This is a genomic window from Sphingopyxis sp. GW821-FHT12C06 (assembly GCF_058807415.1).
This window is the reverse complement of sequence record NZ_JBXAQR010000003.1, coordinates 271,743-289,373: the sequence shown is the minus strand read 5'-3', so window position 1 is coordinate 289,373 and position 17,631 is coordinate 271,743. Positions and strand designations below refer to the sequence as shown.

At 62.0% G+C, this 17,631-nt stretch carries 13 protein-coding genes; 7 read left to right on the top strand and 6 right to left on the bottom strand.

The window, feature by feature from the left end; translation table 11 throughout:
* Positions 1 to 8: 8 nt before the first annotated feature.
* From AC1RRJ_RS10335 to AC1RRJ_RS10325, 3 genes are all read right to left on the bottom strand, one after another.
* Positions 9 to 1,988 (bottom strand): beta-propeller domain-containing protein, encoded by a 1,980-nt coding sequence (locus AC1RRJ_RS10335; RefSeq protein WP_493122285.1) that lies wholly within the window; start codon positions 1,986 to 1,988, stop codon positions 9 to 11.
* A 72-nt stretch (positions 1,989 to 2,060) separates the two neighbouring features.
* The gene (fabD, locus tag AC1RRJ_RS10330; RefSeq protein WP_493122283.1) at positions 2,061 to 2,999 is read right to left on the bottom strand and encodes an ACP S-malonyltransferase; all 939 of its coding nucleotides are present in this window, start codon (positions 2,997 to 2,999) and stop codon (positions 2,061 to 2,063) included.
* 44 nt (positions 3,000 to 3,043) lie between these two features.
* Positions 3,044 to 3,871, bottom strand: coding sequence for an LD-carboxypeptidase (locus AC1RRJ_RS10325; protein WP_493122280.1), 828 nt, complete (start codon positions 3,869 to 3,871; stop codon positions 3,044 to 3,046).
* Between the two features lie 91 nt (positions 3,872 to 3,962).
* Between AC1RRJ_RS10325 and AC1RRJ_RS10320 the strand changes: the two genes are divergently transcribed.
* The 5 genes from AC1RRJ_RS10320 (at position 3,963) to AC1RRJ_RS10300 (ending at position 7,856) form a co-directional block, all read left to right on the top strand.
* Positions 3,963 to 5,351, top strand: a complete 1,389-nt coding sequence (locus tag AC1RRJ_RS10320; RefSeq protein WP_493122278.1) for a Mur ligase family protein — start codon at positions 3,963 to 3,965, stop codon at positions 5,349 to 5,351.
* Between the two features lie 157 nt (positions 5,352 to 5,508).
* Positions 5,509 to 5,874, top strand: a complete 366-nt coding sequence (gene rpsF / locus AC1RRJ_RS10315) for a 30S ribosomal protein S6 (protein ID WP_493123034.1) — start codon at positions 5,509 to 5,511, stop codon at positions 5,872 to 5,874.
* Positions 5,875 to 5,886: 12 nt separating this feature from the next.
* Positions 5,887 to 6,111, top strand: coding sequence for a 30S ribosomal protein S18 (gene rpsR / locus AC1RRJ_RS10310; protein ID WP_088471631.1), 225 nt, complete (start codon positions 5,887 to 5,889; stop codon positions 6,109 to 6,111).
* A gap of 13 nt (positions 6,112 to 6,124) precedes the next feature.
* Complete coding sequence (gene rplI, locus AC1RRJ_RS10305) at positions 6,125 to 6,742, top strand: 50S ribosomal protein L9 (protein WP_493122275.1); 618 nt, start codon at positions 6,125 to 6,127, stop codon at positions 6,740 to 6,742.
* A 355-nt stretch (positions 6,743 to 7,097) separates the two neighbouring features.
* On the top strand, positions 7,098 to 7,856 hold the full coding sequence (locus AC1RRJ_RS10300) for an energy transducer TonB (RefSeq protein WP_493122273.1): 759 nt from the start codon (positions 7,098 to 7,100) through the stop codon (positions 7,854 to 7,856).
* Positions 7,857 to 7,970: 114 nt separating this feature from the next.
* Here the strand turns inward: AC1RRJ_RS10300 and folE are convergent, their stop codons facing one another.
* Complete coding sequence (gene folE, locus AC1RRJ_RS10295) at positions 7,971 to 8,567, bottom strand: GTP cyclohydrolase I FolE (RefSeq protein WP_493122271.1); 597 nt, start codon at positions 8,565 to 8,567, stop codon at positions 7,971 to 7,973.
* 435 nt (positions 8,568 to 9,002) lie between these two features.
* Here folE and AC1RRJ_RS10290 point away from each other — a divergent pair, with 435 nt between their 5' ends.
* Positions 9,003 to 12,044 carry a TonB-dependent receptor gene (locus AC1RRJ_RS10290; RefSeq protein ID WP_493122269.1) on the top strand — a complete coding sequence of 1,014 codons (3,042 nt, stop codon included), beginning with the start codon at positions 9,003 to 9,005 and terminating at the stop codon, positions 12,042 to 12,044.
* 118 nt (positions 12,045 to 12,162) lie between these two features.
* Here AC1RRJ_RS10290 and AC1RRJ_RS10285 read toward each other — a convergent pair whose 3' ends face one another.
* Positions 12,163 to 14,781, bottom strand: a complete 2,619-nt coding sequence (locus AC1RRJ_RS10285; RefSeq protein WP_493122267.1) for a TonB-dependent receptor — start codon at positions 14,779 to 14,781, stop codon at positions 12,163 to 12,165.
* Between the two features lie 357 nt (positions 14,782 to 15,138).
* On the opposite strand from AC1RRJ_RS10285, the gene AC1RRJ_RS10280 reads away from it, so the two are divergent.
* Positions 15,139 to 15,927 carry a hypothetical protein gene (locus AC1RRJ_RS10280; protein WP_493122265.1) on the top strand — a complete coding sequence of 263 codons (789 nt, stop codon included), beginning with the start codon at positions 15,139 to 15,141 and terminating at the stop codon, positions 15,925 to 15,927.
* Here the strand turns inward: AC1RRJ_RS10280 and AC1RRJ_RS10275 are convergent.
* On the bottom strand, positions 15,924 to 17,543 hold the full coding sequence (locus tag AC1RRJ_RS10275; protein WP_493122263.1) for a PP2C family protein-serine/threonine phosphatase: 1,620 nt from the start codon (positions 17,541 to 17,543) through the stop codon (positions 15,924 to 15,926). The two genes, AC1RRJ_RS10280 and AC1RRJ_RS10275, sit on opposite strands and share 4 nt — an antisense overlap.
* Between the last annotated feature and the right edge of the window lie 88 nt (positions 17,544 to 17,631).

Genomic DNA, 17,631 nt, shown 5'->3' with positions numbered 1-17,631 from the left:
GCTCCTCATCAACGGCGTCGCTGGCGGTCCGGGGTGAAGTCGATGCGCGCCTTTTCGCGTACCTTCCCGTCCAGCCAGCGGCCTTCGACAAGCTCATAGCCCATCAGCGCGAAGATGCGACCGCCAAAAAACACCGGTCGCGCATCGCCGTACCAGTCAACACACGACGCGAGACAATGGTCGTCGCGCTGCCCCGGCCGGGCGTCGAGCGTACCGGCCAGCGACAGGTCACGCGCGGCGCGGCGCAAATAGAGAATCGACGCGGCACTGCCGAGAAACTTCGTACCGTCACCGCCGCTCCGCATCACCGGCAGGCCGAGCAGCCCGTCGTCACCATTGCCGCCCGGATCGGGGCGATAGAAAAAGGCGTGGCTGCGATTTTCGCCTTCGGCCGCCGCCGGGAAGCTGTAGCGGCTGGCAAGCCGCGGCGTGCGGTCAAGCGCGATGGTCGTAAAGACCAGCGCGTCATCCTTTCCCGCCCCGACGATGATCGCATCGCGGCCCATGATGTCGATACGCCCGACATCATGCCCCGGATCGAACGGCACGACCGCGCCGCCCTTCACTGGCACGGCGTAGAGCGCGGCCTTGTCATCGCTCTCCTTGCGCAGATCGCGCCGGACCGCACCGCCGGCGTAGAGCAGCCAGTCGCCGACGAAACGATTCTGGCGTTCCCAGCCCTCTACCCCCGGCAGCACACGATAATCGGCGGGCGTCACCTTGGCGCCGCCGTTGCCGAAACGCGATGCGGCGAGGCGAAGCAGCGCCATGTCGCCCTTATCACTCGCTTCGGCCTTCCACATCGCATCACCGCCGCCAGCGGCCATCGTCAGCACATTGAGCGCGCCGTCGGCTTCTTCGCGGAAGGAGAATTGATCGAGTGGCATGCCCGCAACTTCGATCGCCTGCGGCGCCGCGCCGTCGAGCGGGATACGATAAAGCATCGCCCGATTGTCGTCGGCGCCCTCGCCCCATTCGGGGCCGAAACCCGTCCAGACATAGACGGCGCCTTGCGAGACGTAGAAGCTGCGCGACCGGCCGCCGAGGACATTGTTCGCCTTGCACCCCATGTCGGCGCTGCCGATGTCGCAGATCATCACGCTGTGCAATATGTCGCCGCCGAACCGGTCGTCACGCCATGCCCGATCGGGCATATAGATTTGCCGGGCGGTGGCGAAGGGTTTGAACCGGCCGACCTTTCCACCCTTTCCCCATGCGGCGAGCGCCGGCATGCTGTCGTCTTGATCGGCATGGAGATGGAGCGGCGCATAGAAGATCAGCTTGTCGCCGATCAAACGCGAGGCGTAGTTGCGCGACGAATAATAATCGCCCGAGCGCAGATAATGGGTGTCGCGCCACGTCAGCTTGCCGTCGGACGACAGCGCGAAGCGGTTCACTTCGGTGCCGCTGCGCGCATAGCTGTAGCCCAGCACCACGACCATGTGCTCGTTGACGAGCATCTCGTCATACCAGGTGGAATCGGGCTCATTCTGCCCCGGGAAGACGTCGACCGCCGCGACCCGGTGCATGCCGCCGCCCGACGTGTCGATGGTGAACAGGCGACCGCGGCGCAACACGATGAGCAAGTCGCCCTGCCTCTTGACGATGCCGCCTTCGTCCACTCCGGTGGTCTGGACATTGGTGATGCCGTCGTCGGGCGACCCTTTGGCGGCGGGCGGGGCTTCGGCGACTTCGAGCGCTGCGGGTGCCGCGGCATCGACGGCCGCGGCATCAACGCCCGGCGCCACCTCGTATTTGACCGCGTCATAGTTGACGTTGGCCGATTCCGCTTTCGCCCGCTCGGCACGTTTGACGAGAAAGGCTTTGAGTTCAGTGTCGCCGGCAAAGGCGCGCATCGTCACGCCGACGCCGGTGATCACTGCGAATTGCCGCGCGAGACCGGCCGGGCCCACCCACAGCGGCGACGCCATCAGCGCCGCGACGAGCACCCATTGCCCGAACGCCCAGATCCGCGTGAACCCGCCCATTGCCCTCTCCCCTCGCTTGAATCGAGAGGGCAATGATATGTTATCTCCTTGATTGAGAAAAGCGATATTTGATCAAAGGCTTTTCAGCAGCGCCTCGATATCGTCCATCGAGATAATGCTGGCGGTCTCCACCTCGCCCGATGCGCTGCGCTTGACCATCGGCGACAGGACTTTGCCGCCGAATTCGACGAAGTGCGTGACGCCGATCGCTTCCATCGCGCCGACGCTCTCGCGCCAGCGGACGCGGCCGGTGATTTGCTGGACGAGCAAGTCGCCGATCGTGGCGGCATCGCTCACCGGGCTTGCGGTGACATTGGCGACGACGGGGATGAGCGGCGCGGCGGGCGGGTTGGCGCCGAGGGCTTCAGCCATCGCGTCGGCGGCGGACTGCATCAGCGGGCAATGGAAGGGCGCCGAGACGGGCAGCAGGACGCCGCGCTTGATGCCATATTCCTTGACCAGCGCGACCGCGCGCTCGACCGCGCCCTTGTGGCCCGAGATCACGACCTGCGACGGGTCATTGTCGTTGGCGACGGTGCAGACTTCACCCTCGGCCGCGGCATCGGCGAGCTTTTGTGCGGTCTCGATATCGGCGCCGAGTAGCGCGGCCATCGCGCCGATGCCCACGGGCACCGCTGCCTGCATCGCCTGCCCGCGCGTCTTCAAAAGGCGCGCGGTGGTCGCGAGGTCGAAGGCTCCGGCGGCGCAGAGCGCGCTATATTCGCCGAGGCTGTGGCCCGCTACATAATCGGCCTTGGCCGATAGCGTCACGCCGCCTTCCTTTTCGAGCACGCGCAAGGTCGCGATGGCGTTGGCCATGATCGCTGGCTGGGCATTTTCGGTAAGGATGAGCTGATCCTCGGGGCCTTCGCTCATCAGCTGGAAGAGTTTCTGGCCGAGCGCCTCGTCGACCTCCTGAAACACTTCGCGCGCGATCGGCGATGCGTCGGCGAGCGCCTTGCCCATGCCGACTGCCTGGCTGCCCTGACCCGGAAAAATAAATGCGCGCATCTTGCGTCCCCTGTGGAGTGATTTGTTGCCCCGCGCCTATTGCTTCACCCGGCGCGATGCAAGCCGAAGGGGACGACCTTGTTATCGGCATCATGCCCGATGTCGGCGCGGCCGAGCCAGGGGATGCCCGCGCGCGCGCACCAGCCCTGCACGATTTCCTCGGCCTCTGCACCGAAAGGCCGGTCGTTTTCAGGCACGTCGCTGACCCGGCCGAGGCGCAAGCCGGCGAGCCCGCGCGGCGCCAGATAACTGGTGACGTGGAAAAGGGCGCGGTCGAAGGCATACAGATATTCGCTGACCTCCTCGACCAGCAGGACATGGCCCGACAAATCGGGTTCAAGCGCGGTGCCGAGCAGCATCGACAGCGTCATCAGATTGAACGCCGCGTGGCGCGCGCCGTGCTGCAACCCCGGCTCGCACGCGGTGGGGTCGCGCGCGACGAGCCAGTCGAGCGCACGCAGCACCGCGGCATCACCGCCCTCGCGGCGGATGTCGGCGACCATCGGCCCATGGGCGACATGGTCGAAACCGTCGCGATAGAGCGCGCCGAGCAAATTGCCCTGATCAGAATAGCCGAGAAACGCCTTGCCGCGCGCGACCGGAGTCATCGCGGCGACGGCATCCTCGGCGATCCGGCACGCGCCATAGCCGCCGCGCGCGAACCAGATCGCGTCGATGTCGGGGCGGTTCGCCATTTCGACGAGCGCCGCGAAGCGATGCCCGTCCTCACCCGCGAAATGGCCGTGGACGGCAAAGCACTGCGGGTCGAACTCCAGCTCGACACCCGGATAGCCGAGGCTGGCGAGCGCGCGCACGGCTTCGGCGTCGTCGGGGAGAATGGGGGTGGAGGGAGCGACGATTCCGATGCGCATAATCTAAGCCAGTCTCTCTGTCGGTTCGCATCAACGGGGTTTGCGGTGGGTGCCGGTTGCAAACCCCTCGCCGAGGCCATAACGCCGGGCCATGACCGAAAACAAATCCTATTTCTTTTGCGGCATCGGCGGGTCGGGCATGTTGCCGCTGGCGATGATCGTCGCGGCGCGCGGCGCCAAGGTTTCGGGGTCGGATCGCAGCCGCGACCAGGGCCGCTCGCCCGAGAAGTTCCAGTGGCTCGCCGATCAGGGGATCGTGCTGTTCCCGCAGGACGGCAGCGGGCCGCAGGCCGGCCAGATCCTCGTCGCCTCGGCGGCGGTCGAGGATAGCGTCCCCGATGTCGCCGCCGCCAATGCCCTCGGTCTGCCGCGCATGACGCGCGCCGACCTCAACGCCGCGCTGTTCAACGCCGCCGACAAAGCGATCGGCGTCGGCGGGACGAGCGGCAAGTCGACCGTTACCGGGATGACCGGCTGGATCCTCGAAAGCGCAGGTCGCAAGCCGACGGTGATGAACGGTGCGGTGATGCGCAATTTCGCGGGCGACGATATGCCCTTTGCGAGCGCGCTGGTCGGCGACGCCGCCTCTTATGTCAGTGAAGTCGATGAAAGCGACGGCTCAATCGCGCTGTACCAGCCCGACGTCGCGGTGGTCACCAATATCAGCCTCGATCACAAGAGCCTGGAAGAGTTGCACCAGCTGTTCGGCGATTTCGCCGCCAAGGCGCGGATCGCGGTGATCAACGCCGACGACACGGAATCGGTGCCGTTGCTGGCGGGCGACAATGTGATGCGCTTTGGCTTTTCGGATGCGGCGGCGATCCGCGGCGGCGATTTCGAGGCGCTGCCCGACGGCTGCCGCTTCACCGTCAGCTTCGCGGGCGACCGCCACGATGTGCGCCTGCGCATGCCGGGGCGCCACAATGCCGCCAACGCCCTCGCCGCGATCGCAGCGGCGCGCGCGGTCAATATTTCGGTCGGGCAATCGGTCGCCGCGCTTGCTGACTTCGCCGGCCTTGCGCGCCGCTACGAAGTGCTGGGACAAGCGAATGGCATCACTGTCATCGACGATTTCGCGCACAATCCCGACAAGGTGGCCGCGACCCTCGCCGCCGTCGCCGAGCTTCCGGGGCGGGCTTTGCTCTTCTTCCAGCCGCACGGCTATGGCCCGCTGCGCCAGATGGGCAAGGAACTGGCGGCGAGCTTTGCGGGCGGGATGCGTTCAGACGACAAGCTGTTCGTTTGCGACCCCGTCTATTTCGGCGGCACCGTCGATCGCAGTATCGGCAGCGAAGCGCTGGTCGCCGATATCGTTGCCGGGGGTGCGGAGGCCGTCCACCTGACCACACGTGCGGCGTGCGGCGCGGCGATGCTGGACGAGGCGAAACCCGGCGACCGCATCCTCATCCTCGGCGCGCGCGACGACACGCTCACCGAATTCGGCCGGGAATTGCTGGGAAAGCTGGCGGTCAGCGCTTGATTATTCCCAGCGACTCTGTATAGGCGCCGGCATCGGGGCGAGGCTCTTTTGCCGTCGCCCCGTTTGCTTTGCACCATTTCGCACAGCAACGACGACAGCCGGAGGGGTGACGCGATTGGCGCGGCACCAGCGATCGGCCAAATTGAGGAAGCGCACCATGCCGTTCTACGAGCATGTTTTTATTGCGCGTCAGGACCTGAGCCAGGCTCAGGTCGACGCGCTGGCGGAAACCGTCACCAACGTCATTACCGAATATAAGGGTCAGGTTCACAAGACCGAAACCTGGGGCCTGAAGCAGCTCGCCTACAAAATCGCAAAGAACCGCAAGGGTCATTATGTGATGCTGTCGGCCGAAGTGTCGGGCGAAGCCGTCGCCGAGATCGAGCGCCAGGCTGCCATCAACGAAGACATCCTTCGCTGGATCACCATCCGCGTCGACGAACTCGAAAAGGGTCCGTCCGTGATGATGCGCAAGCAAGAACGTCGTGGCGGCCGCGGCCGTGACCGCGACGGCGAAGAATAAGGAACAAGCACCATGGCACGACCCTTTTTCCGCCGCCGCAAGACCTGCCCCTTCAGCACGAAGGATGCACCGGTCATCGATTTCAAGGACGTTCGCCTGCTTCAGGGTTACCTGTCGGAGCGTGGCAAGATCGTCCCGTCGCGGATCACCGCGGTGTCCACCAAGAAGCAGCGTGAGCTGGCCCGTGCGATCAAGCGCGCGCGCCACATCGGCCTGCTCCCCTACATTGTGAAGTAAGGAGCGCGGAACGATGGAAATCATCCTGCTCGAACGTATCGAGAAACTGGGCGGTATCGGCGATGTCGTCACCGTCAAGAATGGCTTTGCCCGCAATTTCCTGTTGCCCAACAACAAGGCGCTGCGCGCAAACGAAGCCAACCGCAAGCTGTTCGAAGCCAACCGGTCGAAGATCGAAGCCGACAACGCTGAACGCCGCACCGACGCCGAAGGCCGCGCCAGCGGCATCGACGGCCAGCAGGTCATCCTGATCCGTCAGGCGTCGAACACCGGCCAGCTTTATGGTTCGGTTTCGGTCCGCGACATCGTCGATGCGCTGATCGAAAACGGCGTCGAAGGCGTTGGCAAGGCGATGATCGAGCTGGAACGCCCGATCAAGTCGCTCGGCCTCGTCGACGTCAAGGTCAAGCTGCACCCCGAAGTCATCGTGACCGTCAGCGTCAACGTTGCACGTTCGCCTGACGAAGCAGAAATGCAGAAGCAGGGCATCGACGTCATCGCGGCGATGTTCGAGGAAGAACAGGCCGAGGCAGTCGCCACGGCGCTGGAACCCGACAGCGAAGACGAATTCGAAGAGGGCACGCCCCCTTCGGAAGTCGCTGCAGCGGACGCAGAGGGCGAAGAAGCTTAATCGCTTCCCTCCCGCAAGAGACAGAAAAGGCTCCGGAACATCATGTTCCGGAGCCTTTTTCTTTGATGATGGGTGCTGGCGAGCGCGAACGCAGGCCCTTGCTTTGAGTTGAGAAGCCGTCACAAAGCCCCCACCCTCGTCATTCCGGACTTGATCCGGGGTCCACAGGAGGCAACGGCTGCGATGGATCCCGGATCAAGTCCGGAATGACGAAAAGGGAATGTCTGAATTGGAGTGGGAAGCAGACGTTCCGCTGTTCGCGGCACAAACACCAAGGAGAAAGTGCGGAAACGGCCTGTTAGGAACTCCATCTTATGGGTGTCGTATGATGCCGAGATTGCTGACATTGTGCATATTGGCGCTCGCCGTCGCGAGCATCCCGGCTCAAAGTAGCGCGCAGAGGCGTGTCACTTTTCAGGAATCCAGCGTTACCGTGCAACAACTTGTTTGCCCGCCGAAAGAGAAAGATCTCAAAGAATGCCGGGATCAGGCAACGTTGCGTGGAGATATTGCAACGGCCATAAGGTCAGATGATTACCCTCAGCGTGCGGGAAACGAACAGCGAGGCGGCACAGTCCGTTTTCGCTTGCTGGCTGATCCCAAGGACACGAGCAGGCCCGGAAATTGCTTGATTGTGATGTCGAGTGGTCACGAGGACCTCGACGCGGAAACTTGCAAATGGTTGAAGCGCCGCGTGCGCTTCGAAGCACAATCGGTAAACGCAATGCGAACCGGTGTCGATGGACGAGTGACCTGGGTTCCGCCGTGGTGGGGAACGGCTTATGACCCGCGAGAGCCGATCATTCACACCGGTTTTCTTTTCGGCGACGTATCAGATAAACCCGTATGCTGGACCAACAAGGTACGGCGTGAAGAAACCGGTTTCCGCGTCTACCTCGATCGCCAGCATCCAAATTTTGTTCCCGGTCCGTCGCCCACGCCCGATTTCAGGCCCGAAGAGTTGTCCGACGGGAAGCGGGGCAGTTCCTTTTTTCTGGCCCCCGGCGAGAGCGTGATGATGTCGACCAATCCGCATGACGCATGCACAATGAAAATTGTGCAAAAGGACGGTCGCCCGGCTGTGGAACAACACGCCACGTTCAGTTGGCATTGAGAATTTCAGATCGACGCGGTTGATCCCTTTGCCCGGGTTCGAATTAACATAGAACTTCCGCAACTGGTCGTTAGTGGCCATTCCCGCCATCGCAGGACCGCAAACAGCCCGCCATCAATAGCCCATCAGGCTCAGCACTTCCTTGCGGCTGCGCTGATCATCGAGGAAGCAGCCGAGCAGGCGACTGGTGACCATGCCCACGCCCGGGGTGCGGACGCCGCGCCCGGTCATGCAGCCATGCTGCGCATCGATGACGACCGCGACGCCATGCGGCTGGAGATTGTCCCAGATGCACTTCGCCACCTCGGCGGTCAGCCGTTCCTGCACCTGAAGCCGCCGCGCATAGCCGTTGAGGACGCGGGCGAGTTTCGAGATGCCGACAACGCGGTCCTTGGGCAGATAGGCGATCGACGCCTTGCCGGTGATCGGCGCCATATGATGTTCGCAATGCGACTGAAAGGGAATGTCGCGCAGCAACACGATTTCGTCATAGCCGCCCACCTCTTCGAAGGTCCGCGACAGATACACTGACGGATCTTCGGCATAGCCCTGGCAATACTCCTTCCACGCGCGCGCGACGCGACGCGGCGTGTCAAGCAGCCCTTCGCGCGCCACATCGTCGCCGGTCCATTCGATCAGCGTGCGGACGGCATCCAGCACATGGTCGGGAACAATGATCTTGCCGTCCGGTCCCACTTCAACTTCGCTCATTGCCCCGCTTTCACTGTTGCCTTGATGCCGCACATGTCGGGCCGATTGGCGCGATAAGCAAGGCCGCAGCGACAAGTTTTTGTGACCCGCGACCAAGTTTACGTTGCGGAAACCGAAGTTTTCCCGCGTTGAAACACGATGAAATTTCCGCGCATTTCTGCGCCAAACAAGTGGCTTGACGCTTTCGTCAACTAAGCGCACCTTTGGCTTCATACAGAGCTCGCTCAAGCGAGCCGTATTCCGGAGATGCCGGCGTTTTTCCCCGACGCCGGTGGGAGAGGACGATGACCAGCACTGCTGGCAAGTGGGATACACCATGGAACCGGGCCATCTGGGCCGGGCACCTTGTGCCACATCTGGTCATACCCCCTCCCCTTACCACAGATTGAGTTGGGCGATCCCGCACCTCGCGGGCTCGAAAAAGGGAGGCTATACATGAAGTTCAAGGCACTGATCGGAACGTCGATTCTTGCGATGACGGCGGCGACGCCTGTATTTGCGCAAGATGCAGCTGAAACGGAAAGGGATGCCTTCGGCGGCGAAATCGTCGTCACGGCCCAGCGCCAGTCGGAACGCCTGCAGGACGTGCCGATCGCGGTCAGCGCCTTTTCGACCGAAGCGCTGGAAGCACAGCAGATCAAGACCCCGTCCGATCTTCAGCTGACGCTGCCCAACGTAACCTTCACCAAGACCAACTTCACCGGCGCGAGCTTTACCATTCGCGGCATCGGCGACCTTTGCGTCGGCACGACCTGCGACAGCGCAACCGCGATCCATCTGAATGGCGACCCGCTCTTCTCGACCCGCCTGTTCGAAACCGAATTCTTCGACCTCGAACGCATCGAAGTGCTGCGCGGGCCGCAGGGGACATTGTTCGGTCGCAACGCAACCTCGGGCGTTGTCAACGTCATCACCGCCAAACCCAAACTCGGCGTGTTCGAAGCCGCCGCCGAAGCCGAATATGGCAATTATGACTCCATGAAGGGCAAGGCGATGGTCAACATCCCCTTGGGCGACACCATGGGGCTGCGCGTTGCGGGCATTTATCTCAACCGCGACGGCTATACGAAAAACACCTTCCTCAACACGCGCATCGACGACCGCGACCTTTACTCGGTCCGCGGCTCGTTCCGATGGGAGCCGTCGTCCGACACGACGATCGACCTGATGGGGTCCTATTTCCGCGAAAAAGACCAGCGCACGCGCATCCAGAAACAGCTTTGCCAGCGCGACCCGACCGGCATCCTTGGCTGTTTGAACAACCGCCTCGACGCTTCGCCCTTCAATGGCAACTCCACCTTTACCGCGGTGCTGACATCGAAGGAATTCCTCGCGACGCAGGGCATTCCAGCAGCGTTCGCGCTGGGCAGCATCTATGGCCCCGACGTCTATGCCAACACGACGATCCCCGCCGATTCGCGGACGGTCAACACCGCCTTCACGCCCAGCTATTTCACCAGTGAGCTCACGCTGCAGGGCCGGATCGATCATAATTTCGGGCCAGTGTCGTTGCAGGTGTCGGGCCAGTATCAAAAGATCAAGCTGGAAGCGCAGCAGGACTACAACAGCAATATCGGCAACCGCGCGCTCTATGCGGGCGGTCTCGCGACCTTGCAGGCGGCAGCGAATGGCGCTTTGGGCCCGGCTCTTGCTACCTATTTCGCGCCCGTCGCCAAGGCCCTCATCCCAAACGGTCCGACGGGGGTATTGTGCACCTCGCAATCGGACGATAGCGGCAGGGGCGTTTACGGCGGCAAGGGCATTTGCAGCAACCAATCGCTGCAATTCGACCGGTCAAACCAGTACAACACCAGCTGGTCCGCCGAAGCGATCCTGAACAGCGATCTCGACGGTCCGTTCAACTTCCTGCTCGGCGGCATCTATGCCAATTATCATCTCACCGAAAACAGCTACTATGTGAACGCTTTCCCGATCGACTATCTGACCGGCGTGCTCGGCGCCTTCTCGGCGGCCGGCGCGGGCTTGCCCCCGTCGGTTCTGGGCCAGCCGTTTTTCCGCAACAACACCGACGATCTGAAGATCAAATCCTATGGCATCTTCGGTGAAGCCTATGTCGAGTTCAACGACCGGCTGAAGCTGACCGTCGGTGTGCGGTACAATAATGATAAGAAGGACGTCCGGGCGCGCTCGCTGCTCGCCAGTTCCAACGGCAACATCTTTGCCCCGCATGCCATGACCGGGGGGCTGTTCGACACGCTCTATGGTGCCCGTTTCGATGGCGACAGCGCCACCCTCTGCCCGCCGGGATCGCCCGTCGGTGCCGTGGGCTCGGTCCCGGGCTGCGAAGCCTTCCAGGTTCGCGGCGTTTCCTATGAAAAAGTCACCGGCCGCGCGGTGATCGATTTCAAGGTGACCGACGACAATCTGATCTATGCCTCCTATTCGCGCGGCTATAAATCGGGCGGCATCAACCCGCCGTTGCAGCCCATTTTTGCGGTCCCCGAAACCTTCAAGCCCGAACAGGTCGATGCGTTCGAAATCGGGTCGAAGAACAGCTTTGGCAATGGCGCGCTCCAGCTGAACCTGACGGCCTTCTACTATAAATATAAGGATCTTCAGCTCAGCAAGATCGTCGCCCGCACCGCGGTCAACGACAATGTCAACGCCGACATTTATGGCTTCGAGGTCGAATCCATCGTTCGGCCCGACCCGAATTTGGTGATCAACCTGGGCTTCAGCTATCTGCATAGCAAGGTATCGCAGGACAAATTCACCAGCAATCCGCGCGATTTCGGCGGCGGGCGTTCGGACTCGGTGATTATCAAGGACATCACCAATGGCGCGAACTGCGCCGTCGCACCGGGCACGGCGGGCAATGCCGCAGGCAGCAACGCCTTCGTAAACTTCGTCAACAACAGGATCAACACCACCGGTGTCGACGTGAACCAGAATGGCGTGATCGCGCCGGGCCAGGGCGATATTCTCCCCGGCGCGGGATTGCAGGGCACAACGACTTTCCCGGCCGATGGCGGCATCGCCTCGACCGGCGCATTCGGCATCTGCGGCGTGTTGCAAGCCTTTGCGGCGGCGGCTGGAAACAACTTCGATCCCAATGGAATCCAGGTTTTCTCGGCCGGCATTCCCGTCAACATCAAGGGCAACGAACTGCCGCAGGCACCGAACTACAAGTTCAGCGCCGGGATCCAGTATACGGCGCGTCTGGGCGATGGCGGCATGACGCTCGTCCCGCGCTTCGACCTTGCCTATACCGGTGAAAGCTATGGCAGCATATTCAACGGCAACGTCAACAAGATCGCGGGCTATGCCCAGGTCAACGCCCAACTGCAGCTGAACGGCGCCGACGATAAATGGTATGTGAAGGGGTTCATCCAGAACCTGTTCGACGCCAACAGCGTCACCGGCCAGTATATCACCGACCAGTCGTCGGGGAATTACACCAACATCTTCACCCTCGAACCGCGCCGTTATGGCATCGCGGCCGGCGTGAAATTCTAAACGATCCGGCGGCAACGCCAAAAGAAACCCCGGCCTCTCAGTGGAGAGGCCGGGGTTTTTCCTTGTCCGCTGTTCGTGGCGGCCGGGGCAGCTGGTCAGCCGCCCCGGCCGTCAGCGATCAGAATTTGAAGCGGCCGGTCACGCCATAGGTGCGCGGCTGGTTGGGATAGCCCGATACGCTGCCTGCCTGCGCAACCGCCGGGAAGACCGTCGTCAGATATTTGGCGTTGGTGAGGTTGCGGCCCCACACACCGAGTTCGAGCCCGTTGGTGAGCGCGATGGTGAACGACGCGTTGAGCTGGTTCACTTCGCGCGTCAGGCTCTGCGCGACGCTCGGCGGGAAGCCGTTCAGACCTTCAACGATCTGGACCGGGCTTTCATAATGATAGTCGGCGTGGAAGATCGCGCGCGTTCCACCCGCGAACTCGTGGGTGTAAGTGCCGCCGACTGCCATCGTCAGTTCGGGGATGCCCGCGGGCATGGTTCCCGAAATGTCGCCAAAGGACGAGTTGGTGAACTTGTCATACTTCGGATCGAGATAGGTGACCGCCAGCGTCAGGTTGAGCCCCTGAACCGGACGCACCGAACCGTCGAATTCGATACCGAAGGTCGACTGCTTTTCGGCGTTGACCAGTTCGAAGCCCGTGCCGTTGAAGACGTTCGACTGGAACCCCTTGATCGACTGCTTGAACACCGCAAGGTTCACGGCCGCGACCGACCACTGCCCCTTCAGGCCGATTTCATAGACTTCCGATTCCTCGGGAGTCGCAAAACGGGTACCCGAAGTGAGGTTGGGCGTCGCCTTCCCCGCAGCGATGATGGCCGCCAAATCCGCGGCCAGCGGGCGGCTGTCGCGCGACAGGTTGACCGAGCTTGCCTTGAAGCCCGTTGCATAGGTCGCATAGAGGTTGACCGTGTCGGTCACTTCATAGGCGGCGCGCAAGCTCCATGCGAGATCATTGTCACGGGTCCGGTTGGGCTCGAATGCATTCGGAAGGTTGAAGAAGTCCGGCAGAAACTGGAACGCCTTCAGTGCATTGAGGGGGTTCGCAGCAGGGTTGTTCTGATTGTTGTTGGCATTGGTCTGCGCAGCTGCCGCAATCCCGCCGAACGCGACCGGATTCGCGCCGGCGAAGGTTCCGACTTCCGTTGCCGTCGCAGGGCGATTCAGCCCGAGCGCCTGCCCAACGCCCGCCGCGACACCGCCTTGAAAGAGCAGCTGATTGCGGAACGGCGCATAGGCCCCGGCATCGAGATTGATCTTCGAGAAGGCGTCGCTGCTCACCACGTCGGTCGAGAAACGCTTGCGATCCTGCGTGTAGTTCGCGCCCGCCGACAGCGTCAGGCGATCGGTGACTTCGAAGTCAACGGTGCCGAAGATCGACCAGGCGGTGTTCTTCATGCGATAGCCTTCGTCGAGGCCGGTTCCCACCTTGAAGAAGGAGCCGCTCGGCGCGCCCAAAGCGCCCTCGAGCAAACCGACGTTGAGCAAACCGCCGCTCGCCCCCTGAATCAGCGCATTGCCATAGGCGCGGAAATCATCGCCGAACTTGATCGCGCTCTGCTGCTTCACCTTCTCGTGGAAATAATAGCCGCCGAGCAGGAAGTTAACCGGACCATCGAAGTCGGAGGTCAGGCGGACTTCCTGGGTGAAGGTGTCGATGCCAACCTTGTCGCTCTTTTCGCCGATCAGGTCGGCGCTGGTGAAGTCCGAATCCTGGTTGGTGTCGGCCTGAACCTTGCGATACGCGGTGATCGATGTCAGCGCGAGGCTGCCGAGATCATAGTCGATCTGCGCCGAACCGCCGTAATTCTCGATCTCGTTCGACGACAGGAAGTTGTTGTAGACGTTGTACGAGAAGGGGTTGTTCGCATCGACACTCGGACCACCGACCAGTGCGTTGGTGATGCCGATCGTCGGACCGGCGATGACATTGCCTGCGATGCAGCAATTTTCGTCGATCTTGTCATAATCGCCGATCAGGCGGATCGAGAGCGCGTCGGTCGGTTCGAACAGCAATTGCCCGCGCACGCCCCAGCGGTTGCGGTCGTTGACGTCGGTATCGAGGTTCAGGTCCTGCGCATAGCCGTCGCGGCGGTTGAAATTGCCGGCGAGCGAGAAAGCGATGGTTTCGCTGATCGGGCCGGTGATGCTGGCCTTGGCGGTGATCGCGTCATAATTGCCGTAGCTGACTTCGGCCGAGCCGCCGAATTCAAACTGCGGCTTTTGCGTAACGATGCTGATAACGCCCGCCGAGGCATTTTTGCCAAACAGGGTCGATTGCGGCCCGCGCAGCACTTCGACGCGTTCGAGGTTGGGAAGGTCACCAATCTGCGCGGCCGAACGCGAGCGATAGACCCCGTCGATGAACACGCCGACCGACGGCTCGATCCCGGCGTTGTTGGCGCCGTTGCCGAAACCACGAATGATGAAGTTGGTGTTGGCGCTCGACTGGAGCTGCGACACGCGCAGGCTGGGCACCGCCGACTGCAGGTCGATGAGGTCACGGATCGCCGAATTCTGGATGTCGGCGGCCGAAGTCACCGAAACGGCGATCGGTGTATCTTGCAGCGTCTGCGACCGCTTGCTGGCGGTCACGATGATGTCATTGCCATAGTCGACGTCGCTCGCCGCGGCGGCATCGCCGGCGGGGGTCGCATCCTGGGCAAAGGCATAAACAGGGGTCGTTGCGGCGCACAGCATCGTGGCGCCCAACAAAATATTGCGCAAATTCATGATGTCTCTCTCTCCAAACCGGTAGAAGCGCGGCACGTTGGCCAAGGAGGGAGATGCCCCACCGGTGATTGGTTGCTGTCATATGGCGCACCACGGCGTCAACGCGATGCTTCATGTCCCGCCAAATTTTCCTAAATTTTGTGACCAAAAAGCAACAGTTTGCGCCGCAACATAAGTGTCGCAAAGGATGTGTGTTCGGCGATTTACTGGCTGCGCCCGCCCCGCTAGGGTTCGATCGACGCGCGATACAACGTCAATTGTTAAGACCACGAACATAGATTGCCGTAGCGGCCGATCGACGGCACGCGGATAAATATTAGGGGGGCCGAAATTTCGCCCGCCCATCATGGAGCAGATATGATCCGTCTTTTCCTGTCCGTCGACATGGCCGGCTCGACCGAATTCAAGGCCCGCCTTACCGGTCAGGGCAACAAGGGCTGGCTGGAGACTTTCCGTGTCTTCTTCACCAATTTCCCGCTGATGTTCGCCGGGCAAGTCGGATTCGAATTTCTCGACGATGATTCTACGCCCGCGATCGACGTGTGGAAGGCGATGGGTGACGAGGTGATCTTTGCCGCCCAGCCATCGAGCGCCACCGAACTGGCGTCGATCCTGCGCGCGCTGCTGCGCACAATGACGCTTTACGAGAAGAAATATTTCGAGCGCCTGCCGCTGCGGCTCAAAGGCACGGCGTGGCTGGTCGAATTCGGCGAGCAGAATATCGAACTCGACATCGCCGAACTGGCCGGCGACGGCGGCAGCCATATCGATTTCATCGGACCTGACATCGACCTGGGTTTCCGGCTGTCGAAATTCGCCCGCCCCTCGAGCCTCACCCTCTCACTCGATCTGGTCGAAGTACTGCTCACCGCGCCCAATCGCGATCAGTTGTCGCTCCATCTGCTCGGCAATGAGGAATTGAAGGGCGTGATGTTCGGACGCCCCTATCCGGTCATCTGGGCGTGCGACGCCGATGCGGGCTTCGATTTCCTGCCATGGGAGGTCGAAAGCTGCCCGCTGGTCGCCGCCGCGGCCAGCACCGAACCGACGGCGGCAGCGCCGCTGCAAAAAGCCATCGCCGACATGCGGCTATATCTGCGCAAGATGCACGGCGTCGATCGCGAGCCTCTAGCACTGGGCGCCTAGCGCGCTGCGGCGCCCTCGAAACAGACCACCAAAATCGCGATATCGTCCGACTGCGGCACCGTCCCGACAAAGCTGCGCACACTGTCGGCGAGCCCCTCGGCAATATAGCGCGCCGAAGGGTCTTCGCGCGCCTGTTCCAGTGCGGCCTGGATACGGTCGGTGGTGTAAAGTTCGTCGTCCGCCCCGGTCGCTTCCGAAACACCGTCGGTGAACAGGATCAACGCATCGCCCGGCGCAAGCGCGAAACGGGCGGATTGATAGGCGACATCGTCAAATATCCCCATCGCCATGCCTTGTTGCTTGGTGAGCCGTTCGACGCCACCACCGTTTCGCACGATGAAGGGCGCCTCATGCCCCGCGTCGCTATATTCGACGCTGCCGTCGCGCAGATCCAATATGCCGGCAAAGGCGGTGACGAACATTTCGGCGACATTGTCGCGCGCCAGTTCAGCGTTCACGCGCGTCATGATCGTCGCGGTCGATGCCGCGGACAGCGCCTGCGCTTTGAACAGGGTTGTCGTCATCGCCATGAACAGCGCTGCCGGAACGCCCTTCCCCGACACGTCACCGACAACGAAGAACAGCCGGTGATCGTCGATCAGGAAATAGTCGTAGAGGTCGCCGCCAACCTGCTTTGCCGATTCGAGCATCGCAAAGACATCGACGTCGGAGCGCCCCGGAAAGGGCGGGAATTTGCTGGGCAGCATGCCGACCTGAATATCGCGCGCGGCGGATAATTCGCCTTCGACACGTTCGCGCGCCGCGGTCGCTGCCTCAACCTCGATCAAATAGCGCTGCAACCGCGCGATCATCGCCGCCATCGCTTCGGCGAGGCTGCCGACCTCGTCACCGCGGCCGCTGCCAATGCGCTGGATCGCCTCCATCTCCTGATCGTCGGGGTTGAAGCTGCGCCGTTCCATGTTGCGGGTGAAGGCGGTCAGGCGCACCAGCGGCTCGACAATCCGGCCGATGACCAGCCAACCCACCGCGAGCGACAGCATGAACATGATCATCCCGACGCCAATCGACTGCATCAGCGCCTGATTGAGTTTCCGGTTGAGCTGTCCCAGGTCGACGTCGGCGCCGACGACATAGATGCGGCCATCGGCAGCGCGGACCGGCTTGTACATCGACCGGAACCGGCCGAAAGCGTCGCTATATTCGTCATAGCGCACACGCCCGTCGGCGAAGCTGCGCAGCAACGGAGCGGGCGCGGTGTCATAAAGGGCGAAATAGCGGGTCTGCGACCCCGCCTGCATTTCGGCAGTCGTCGCGCTGGTCGCCACGGTCCGCACCTGCGGCCCGAATTTCATGTAGGTATAGACATAGGCAAGTTCGGAATCGTTCGAGAAGCGTGACAGGCGATCCTGCAATGCGTCAAATTCCGCCGGCGCGACCGAATCCATGTTGGCGATCCGCTCATGATAGCCCGCCGGAATAATCTCCTGCACTGCATTCACCGCGGTTTGCAGCCGGCCATCGATACCGTTCATGATTTCGGCGCGATCGATGCCATAGAGCACGACCGAATAGGCCACGGCCGCGATCAAATTGAGCGCGAACAGCAGCAGCAGCAATTGGGGCTTGAGCCCGATTTTCCGTTTTCGTCCTGTCATTTAGACCCCGCTGCACCCACCATTGCGTCTTTGCGTGGGCCTGACAACTCTGCAGCTAACTTCATCAACAATTTGTTGCTATGCGAAC

What these genes read in the sequence shown, in the direction of transcription:
- AC1RRJ_RS10335 (WP_493122285.1), bottom strand. Translation starts at nt 1,988, where the DNA reads ATGGGCGGGTTCACGCGGATCTGGGCGTTCGGGCAATGGGTGCTCGTC.
- fabD (WP_493122283.1), bottom strand. Translation starts at nt 2,999, where the DNA reads ATGCGCGCATTTATTTTTCCGGGTCAGGGCAGCCAGGCAGTCGGCATG.
- AC1RRJ_RS10325 (WP_493122280.1), bottom strand. Translation starts at nt 3,871, where the DNA reads ATGCGCATCGGAATCGTCGCTCCCTCCACCCCCATTCTCCCCGACGAC.
- AC1RRJ_RS10320 (WP_493122278.1), top strand. Translation starts at nt 3,963, where the DNA reads ATGACCGAAAACAAATCCTATTTCTTTTGCGGCATCGGCGGGTCGGGC.
- rpsF (WP_493123034.1), top strand. Translation starts at nt 5,509, where the DNA reads ATGCCGTTCTACGAGCATGTTTTTATTGCGCGTCAGGACCTGAGCCAG.
- rpsR (WP_088471631.1), top strand. Translation starts at nt 5,887, where the DNA reads ATGGCACGACCCTTTTTCCGCCGCCGCAAGACCTGCCCCTTCAGCACG.
- rplI (WP_493122275.1), top strand. Translation starts at nt 6,125, where the DNA reads ATGGAAATCATCCTGCTCGAACGTATCGAGAAACTGGGCGGTATCGGC.
- folE (WP_493122271.1), bottom strand. Translation starts at nt 8,567, where the DNA reads ATGAGCGAAGTTGAAGTGGGACCGGACGGCAAGATCATTGTTCCCGAC.
- AC1RRJ_RS10290 (WP_493122269.1), top strand. Translation starts at nt 9,003, where the DNA reads ATGAAGTTCAAGGCACTGATCGGAACGTCGATTCTTGCGATGACGGCG.
- AC1RRJ_RS10285 (WP_493122267.1), bottom strand. Translation starts at nt 14,781, where the DNA reads ATGAATTTGCGCAATATTTTGTTGGGCGCCACGATGCTGTGCGCCGCA.
- AC1RRJ_RS10280 (WP_493122265.1), top strand. Translation starts at nt 15,139, where the DNA reads ATGATCCGTCTTTTCCTGTCCGTCGACATGGCCGGCTCGACCGAATTC.
- AC1RRJ_RS10275 (WP_493122263.1), bottom strand. Translation starts at nt 17,543, where the DNA reads ATGACAGGACGAAAACGGAAAATCGGGCTCAAGCCCCAATTGCTGCTG.